Here is a 6,621-nt window from a genome sequence, read left to right as displayed (position 1 = left end):
CGGTGACCGAACGGGGTGACCGAACGGGGTGACCGAACGGGGTGACCGAACGGGGTGCGGGGGGAGGGCCGGACGGCCCTCCCCCCGCACCGCCGTCACCCCTCGGCCTGGTCGCGCAGCTGCGCGATCAGCGCCTCCGCGTCCCGGACGAGCGCGTCACGCACCGCCGCGTCGGTCACGTTGCGCGGCTCGCCGGCGAAGTCCGCGAACCGCTCCAGTGCCTTGATCGCGTTCTCCGGCTTGTCCTTGTCCGCCTGGTTCGCGGCCACCTCGAGCTGGGCGCCCAGGACGTCCGCGCCGTCGGCCGTCACCGAGCCCGCCGCCCCGAAGTCCGCGAGGAGCGCGCGCACGTCGGCGAAGGAGGTCGTGACCTCGAACTCGACGGTCTGCTTCGTGGTGCGGCCCGCCTTGTCCTTGCCGGTGACGACCAGCTTGTGCTCGCCGAGCCCGAGCCGCCACAGGGCGATCGGCTCACCGGAGGCGACCTCCTCGCCGCCGACCGTCGCCGTCACGCCCGCCACGCCCGACGCCGCGTCCGACGCCGAGAAGACCGGCGTGATCGACGCGGAGTCCCCGTACTTCTTGGACTCCACACCGCTCACCGACAGTGCCGGGTCGGTCTTGTCGATCCGCACCGTGACGGTGCCGACCGTCGAGACGTTGCCGCCGGTGTCGGTCGCCCGGTAGCGCACCTCGTGGGCGCCCTCGGCGCTCAGGGTCACCGGGTTGTTGGCGCTGGACCAGGTCGCCCCGGCGTTGAGCGAGTACTGCCGGCTCGCCACCGCGACGTTGTCGGTCGCGGTCACCGTCAGCGTGACGTTCCCGGTGTACCAGCCGTTCTCACCGTTCGGCGCCGCCGGGTTGAGCGTCGCCGTGACGGTCGGCGGCGTCTTGTCGGCGACCCCGTCGCCCTCGAAGGTGAAGGAGTCGACGTCCACGCCGCCGGTCGAGGTGACGTAGAGCTTGCCGCTGCCGGACGGGGCGTTCGCGAGCGCGGTGTTCACCGTCTGCCAGCCCGTCCCCGCGGGCACGGTGACGGTGGCGAACGGCTCGGCCGTCGGCGAGTTCCACCGCAGGGACAGCGTGCCCGCGCCGGAGGCCCGGGTCTTCACGGCGGTGACGCCGGTGAAGTTCACCGGGTCGTAGGCGATCCAGTCCCCGGCGTCGAACGATGTGATCTTCGCCAGGGCGGACGCGGTCTCGTCCTCGGTCCTCGTGACGCCCTCGCTCGCGTCGGCGTGCTCGGCCTGCATCAGCTTCGGGTTGAGGATGAGCGTGGCCTCGCCCAGCGCTCCGGGGATGTCACCGGCACCGTTGTCCCGGTAGCTGACGACGACGACGCCGAAAATCTTCTCGGTCTCGCCGTGCTCGGGGGCGCTGGCCGGTGTCGGCCATCCGCCGGTGCAGCCCGTCCCGGTCGTCTCCGGGTGGGCGTGCTCGTCGTGGCCGAGGCCGAAGGTCCACTGCACCCGGCTGCACACGGGGGTGTCGCCGTCCTCCTTGTCCGAGACCCCGATCTTGAACGGCACCGCGTTGCCCCAGTCGAAGAAGGCGCCGTTCCCGGGGTTCTGGATGGTCACCGTGGGCGCGGTGTTGCCCACGGTGATCTCGGTCGACGTGAGCCCGGCCTTGCCCGCCTCGTCGGTCACGCGCAGCCGGGCGGTGTACTGCCCGAGCTCCGAGTAGGTGTGCGAGGCCGTCACGCCCGTGGCGTCGAAGGTGCCGTTGCCGTCGAAGTCCCACTCGTACTTCAGCGTGCCCGGCTCGGCGTCCCGGGAGGAGGCCCCGCTGAACGCGACGGTGAGGGGCGCGGTGCTGCCCGAGGAGCGGTCGGCGGTGATCTTCGCCTGGGGGGTCTTGTTCCCCGGCGCGTAGTCGATGCGGTAGAGGCCGGCGTCGGGGTTCGCGCGGAAGAAGCCGTCGCCGTAGTCGAGCACGTACAGCGACCCGTCGGGGCCGAACTCGATGTCCATCGGGCTGTCGGTGATCGGCATCGCCATCGTGGACAGCGTGCGGTTCGGCAGGAACTGCTCCAGCGCGGTCACCGGCCCGTCCTGCCCCGTCACGGTGAACGCCGCGAGGTAGTCCTGGGAGAACTCGGCGAAGAAGAACTTCTTGTCCCAGTACTCCGGGAACTTCGTGGTCGACGGGTTCGACGCGTCGTAGTGGTAGACGGGGCCGCCCATCGGGCCCTGGCCGCCCTGCGCCTCGAAGTCGGTGAGCCCGGCCCACGCGGCGGGCTGGTGCGTGTTGTTGTCGCCGTAGTACAGGTCGGCCGGCACCGCGGGCGGCACCTTCGCCAGGCCGGTGTTCCACCGCGAGGTGTTCGCCGCCCCGCCCGCGCAGTCGAACCACTCACGCGGCGTCGAGGTGGCGAAGTTCCAGTCGTTGTAGTTGAAGTTGTCGCCGGTGCAGTACGGCCAGCCCCCGTTCATCGGCTTGTTGACGGGGGTGACGTTCCACTCGACGTAGCCGAGCGGCCCGCGGGCGGGGTCCGGCGCGCCGGCGTCCGGCCCGTAGTCGGCCCACGACACCGTGCCGGTCTCCCCGTCGACGTCCATGCGGAAGGGGTTCCGCACGCCCATCACGAAGATCTCCGGGCGGGTCTTGGCGGTTCCCTGCGGGAACAGGTTGCCCTCGGGGACCGTGTAGGAGCCGTCCGCCTTGACCTTGATCCGCAGGATCTTGCCGCGCAGGTCGTCGGTGCTGCCCGCGCCGCGGCGCGCGTCGAGCCCGGGGTTCATCCCGGGAGCGTCGTTGTTGGGCGCCATGCCGTTGGCCCCCGGGGTGCCGGCCGGGGTGTTGTCGCCGGTGGCGAGGTAGAGGTTGCCGTCGGCGTCCCAGTCCAGGTCGCCGCCGACGTGGCAGCACTGCCCGCGCTGCACCTCGACCTTGATGATGACCTGCTCGGTGGACAGGTCGAGCGCGTCACCGGTCCACTTGAACCGGGAGAGCTGGTTGTAGCCCTTCCACTGGTCCCAGTACGACTCGTCCGCGCCCGCGGGCAGCGAGTTGGGCGCCGACCCGGTCGGGGTGGTCTCCGGGTACGGCGCCGTCATCTTCTTCGGCGCGTAGTAGACGTAGACCCACTTGTTCTCGGCGAAGCCGGGGTCGAGCGCGATCGTCTGGAGGCCGTCCTCCGAGTTCGCGTAGACGGGGATGGTGTTGATGATCTTGGTGATGCCGGTGGCGGGGTCGGTCAGCCGGATGTCGCCGTTGCGCGCGGTGTGCAGGACCCGCTTGTCGGGGAGGATCGCCATGTCGATCGGCTCGCCGACGTTCTTGGTCAGGGTGATCTTCTCGTAGTCCGTCCACTCCGTCGCCGGGTCGTGTCCCGGATGGGCGTGGGCGGGTGCGGCGCCGAGCGCCGCCAGGGGGAGCGTCAGAGCGGTCAGGATGCCGCCGAGCGCCATTCGAGTACGCTTCACTTACTGCGCCTTCTCTTCGCAGGGGGGGTGTCAGGGAAGGGGCGGGCCGCCACGCGTGCCGCGGCAACGGTGTCGATCACGTGGCGGTCCGCCGGACTCGTCAGGGGGACGCGTCGGGGGGACGCGTCGGGCTCTCAGCCGCGCAGCGCGGCGATGTTGGCGTAGCTCAGTTCGGCGTACTGGAGCGAGCGGCCCGGGTCGGCCGTCCCGCCGGGCGCGTTGTCCTGCTCGTACATCGGGTTGTGGTAGCCCTTGGCTCCGGTGCCGCCGAAGAACGCGGTGTAGTCGATGTCACCGGTGCCGAACGGCACCATGTCGTAGCCGTTGCCGGTGGCCGGGTTGTACTTCCCGTCCTTGGCGTGGAACAGCGGGAACCGGATGGGCTGCGCCCGCACGACCGCCAGGGGGTCGAAGACGTCGGTCTGCGCGGAGCCGTCGGGGGCGGTGAACGTGCGGTGCTTGAACTGGGCCACGTGCGCCCAGAAGATGTCCATCTCGAGATAGACCTTCTCGGGGTCGGTGACCGTGAGGAAGTACTCCAGCCTCCGGATGCCCGACGAGCGGGTGGGCCGGCCGAGCGCGTCGAGCGGGCCGCTGTCGAGGAGGAAGCTGTACGCCACGTCGTGGTTGTGGGTGTACAGCTTGATCCCGGCGGCGGAGGCGAGCTCGCCGAGGTGGTTCCACTTCTCCGCGGCGATGTCCCAGTCGGCCTTGTAGGCGCTGTTCGTGGGGTCGCCACCGGTGCCCATGTGCCCGAGGCCGAGGATGTTGGCGATCTCCAGGTGCCGCTTGAACCGGTCGAGGTCGGCCTGCGTGAGCGGCCAGGAACCGGGGATGAAGCCGTGGTTGCCCTCGGCCTCCAGGCCGTTGTCGTCGAGCCACTGCCGCAGCAGCCGGGCGCCCTCGAGGCTCTCCAGGTCGGCGCCGCCCTCGGCGTTCGCGTGCTGGCGGTAGCCGGCGAACTCCACCTGCTTGTAGCCGATCCGCGCGAGCTCCTCGAACACGCGCCGGAAGCCGGACGGGAGGTTCGTCGAGAGCGGATCCCGCGAGATCGCGTCGCGGACGGTGTAGAGGATGATGCCGCGCTTGCCGGGCGGCACCAGCGTGCCGTTCGGGTCGCCGGTCGTGGCCGCTCGCGCGGCCGACGCGAGCGGGCCCAGACCCGCCAGGGCCGCCACCGCCGTGACCCCTGTCGTGGCCGCGAGGAACTGGCGCCGGTTCAGCCCCAGCCCACGGCGCAGCGCGCCGGCGATCTCGATCTCTTCTTCGTGTGCACTCATCGTTCACTGCTCCATGTGGGTGGACGGAACCACTTGACCCCCGGTCGCCTCGGCCGAGCCGCTGCCCGCTCCCCTACGCCGCGGGATCGCTGGCACATGCGGAGGAGTCCTCCCGTGCGTGCGGCCGTTCGGACTCACCTCCAACCCGTCGGTGCTGTGCGGGGAGCCTGGCGAGGAAGTTACGCCCCTTTTACTTAGATTGGAAGGAGTTTTGCCATGATCACTCGATCTTTCTCTCGGGAGTGGACAAAGTGTCCGCCCGGAGCGACGTCCGGCACCCCTGCGGGAACCCCCGCCGGCGCCCCGCCGGGGACCGCCCCGCGCGGAGTCGCGGGATGGCGCGTCCGGCGACCGGCATCCGGCGCTCGCGGCGGAGGAACGCGGGACCGGACGCTTTTGCCGCACGGAGCAAAACTTTTGCTTGTCAGTGACGAAAGACGGCTCTAGCATCACGAAATATCGCGGTAACACGCCATCAACCCCCCAAAGATGGGAGATCTTCCGTGCGCTCAATCGGTGTCTGGCTCGTCGGTGCGCGGGGATCCGTGGCGACCACGGCCGTGGTCGGGGCCGCCGCCGTCGGTTCGGGAACGCTGCCGGCCCGGGGGTGCGTCACCGAGGCCCCGGACTTCCCCGGAGACCTGCCGCACCTCGGTGACCTGGTCTTCGGCGGCCACGACATCGTCGAGACCCCGCTGCGCAAGCGGGCCGAGCAGCTGAGCGAGGCCGGGGTGGTCCCGCGCGCGCTGCCCGCCCTGCTCGCCCGGGAGATCGACGCGGCCGAGGCCGAGATCAGGCCCGGCTACGTCCCGGGCGGGGAGACCCAGCAGGCGGCCGCCGAGCGGCTGGCCGCGGACATCACCGGGTTCCGCGACCGGCACGGCCTCGCCCGCGTCGTCGTGGTCAACGTGTCGTCGACCGAGGCGCCCGCCGAGGTCCCGTTCGACCGCCTGGCCGACCTGGAGGCGGCGCTGGCCGCCGGCCGGGACGTCCTGCCCGGCAGCTCCCTCTACGCGTACGCCGCCTTCCGCGCGGGCTGCGGTTACGTGGAGTTCACCCCCTCCCCCGGGCCCACCCCGCCCGCGCTGGACGAGCTGGCCCGGCGCGAGGGCGTGCCGTACGCGGGACGCGACGGCAAGACCGGGGAGACCCTGGTCAAGAGCGCCCTGGCGCCCATGTTCGGCGGCCGGGCCCTGCGGGTGCACTCGTGGTCGGGGATCAACCTGCTCGGCGGCGGAGACGGGGCGACCCTCGCCGACCCCGCGGCCAGGGCGAGCAAGACGGTCTCGAAGGAACGCGCCGTCACCGGGATCCTCGGCGGGGACGTCGACGGCCAGACGCACATCGACTACGTGCCCGACCTCGGCGAGTGGAAGACCGCCTGGGACCACGTGACGTTCGAGGGGTTCCTCGGGGTCCGGATGACCATGCAGTTCACCTGGCAGGGCTGCGACTCGGCGCTGGCGGCGCCGCTGGTCCTCGACCTCGCCCGCCTCGTCGCCCGCGCCCACGAGGCGGGCCGGCGCGGGGTCCTCCCCGAACTCGGCTACTTCTTCAAAGACCCCCTGGGAACCGACGAGCACGACCTCTCCGCCCAGTACGCCCGGCTGCGCGCGTTCGCCGCCGGCCTGACGGCGGAGCCGCGACGATGAGGGCCGTCCTCGAACTGGTCCGCGCGCCCGCCGCGCTCTCCGTGCCCGGTGACACCATGGCGGGCGCGCCCGCCGCCGGGCGCCGGGCCACACCCGGTCTCGCCGCCGCGTCCGTGCTCCTCTACTGGGCGGGCATGGCGCTCAACGACTGGTCCGACCGGGAGATCGACGCCGTCGAGCGCCCGGAACGCCCCATCCCCTCCGGGCGCGTCAGCCCGCGCGGCGCGCTCGGGCTCGCCGCCGGGCTGACGGGCGCGGGGC

Annotated in this window: 4 protein-coding genes; 2 read left to right on the top strand and 2 right to left on the bottom strand. The window is 71.7% G+C overall.

Going from position 1 to position 6,621, the window contains the following annotated elements; translation table 11 throughout:
* Positions 1-95: 95 nt before the first annotated feature.
* Both ABD841_RS34710 and ABD841_RS34705 read right to left on the bottom strand, forming a co-directional pair.
* Positions 96-3,428 carry a PQQ-dependent sugar dehydrogenase gene (locus ABD841_RS34710; protein WP_344980648.1) on the bottom strand — a complete coding sequence of 1,111 codons (3,333 nt, stop codon included), beginning with the start codon at positions 3,426-3,428 and terminating at the stop codon, positions 96-98.
* A 134-nt stretch (positions 3,429-3,562) separates the two neighbouring features.
* Positions 3,563-4,708 (bottom strand): sugar phosphate isomerase/epimerase family protein, encoded by a 1,146-nt coding sequence (locus ABD841_RS34705; protein ID WP_344980646.1) that lies wholly within the window; start codon positions 4,706-4,708, stop codon positions 3,563-3,565.
* A 503-nt stretch (positions 4,709-5,211) separates the two neighbouring features.
* On the opposite strand from ABD841_RS34705, the gene ABD841_RS34700 reads away from it, so the two are divergent.
* Positions 5,212-6,360, top strand: coding sequence for an inositol-3-phosphate synthase (locus ABD841_RS34700; protein WP_344980644.1), 1,149 nt, complete (start codon positions 5,212-5,214; stop codon positions 6,358-6,360).
* A partial coding sequence (locus ABD841_RS34695) for a UbiA family prenyltransferase (RefSeq protein WP_344980642.1) occupies positions 6,357-6,621 on the top strand: 265 nt, incomplete at its 3' end. The genes ABD841_RS34700 and ABD841_RS34695, both read left to right, overlap by 4 nt.

The organism is Streptosporangium fragile, assembly GCF_039534445.1.
GTDB lineage: Bacteria > Actinomycetota > Actinomycetes > Streptosporangiales > Streptosporangiaceae > Streptosporangium > Streptosporangium fragile.
The sequence above is the reverse complement of the archived record's forward strand: the minus strand, read 5'-3'. Positions and strand labels throughout refer to the sequence as shown.

What these genes read in the sequence shown, in the direction of transcription:
- ABD841_RS34705 (WP_344980646.1), bottom strand. Translation starts at nt 4,708, where the DNA reads ATGAGTGCACACGAAGAAGAGATCGAGATCGCCGGCGCGCTGCGCCGT.